The following is a 916-nucleotide window of genomic DNA, read 5'->3' as shown; positions in this document are numbered from 1 at the left end:
CCCTCCGCCACGACGCCCCCCGGTCCGGGGACCAGGGGGCGTCGTGGCGGAGGGGCGTCAGCCGCGGCTGGCCCAGACCGCGCGGCGGCTGTCGTACTCGACGAGGTTGCCGTCGTCCTGCATGACGAGCTTGTAGGGGCCGACCGACGCGGCGGGCGGGACGACCGACCATCCGCTCGTCGTCTCGGTGCCCACGGCGATCTGCCCGCTGGTGTCGAGGGCGAAGAAGCCGCCTGCGCGGGTGGTCTTCGACGCCCAGATCGGGCCGTTCTTGCCGTAGACGACGAAGTTGCCGTCCGCCTGCATCACCGCTCGGTAGACGCCGTTCGCGGAGCGGAGGAAGCTGCCCGCCTCGAGCGAGTTCGCCGCGTAGAGGGTGGTCGAGGGGAAGGCGGCCTGGCTGGTCCAGATCACGTCGTCGGACGGGTTCACGATGATCAGCGAGCCGGCGTTGTTGATGCCCAGGCGGAGGTCCTTGCCGCGCGTGCCCGAGAACCACTTGACGGAGCCGTCGGAGCCGTAGATGACGGCGTTGCCGTCCTTCTGCATGGTGATGCGGTTGCCGGAGCCGCCGGTGCCGGTGCCCCAGACGGCGCCCTGGGGGCCGTAGCCGACGAAGTTGCCGTCGTTCTGCATGACGGCGCTGAAGCGGCCGTCGGCGGAGGTGAGCTGGTGGACGGGGCGGAGGGTCTGCTCCGTGAACAGCGTGTCGGTCACCGGCTCGGCGATGACGCGGCGGACGCTGCTCGCCCAGGCGGGCGAGCCGTTCTCGCGGTAGACGACGAGGTTGCCGTCGGGCTGCATGATCACCGAGGCGCCCGCCTCGTTGATCGTGTTCGTGCTCCACACGGGGCCGCCCTTGGCGGAGTAGACGACCATGTTGCCGTCGGTCTGCATGACCAGGTGGTCGCCGCGG

1 protein-coding gene is annotated in these 916 nt (G+C 70.7%); it reads right to left on the bottom strand.

Annotation, left to right across the window (positions count from 1 at the left end):
* Positions 1-57: 57 nt before the first annotated feature.
* A partial coding sequence (locus C5C29_RS16750; protein WP_104308596.1) for a hypothetical protein occupies positions 58-916 on the bottom strand: 859 nt, incomplete at its 5' end.

The sequence above is a fragment of the Rathayibacter sp. AY1H2 genome (assembly GCF_002931985.1).
Lineage (GTDB): Bacteria > Actinomycetota > Actinomycetes > Actinomycetales > Microbacteriaceae > Rathayibacter.
The sequence above is the reverse complement of the archived record's forward strand: the minus strand, read 5'-3'. Positions and strand labels throughout refer to the sequence as shown.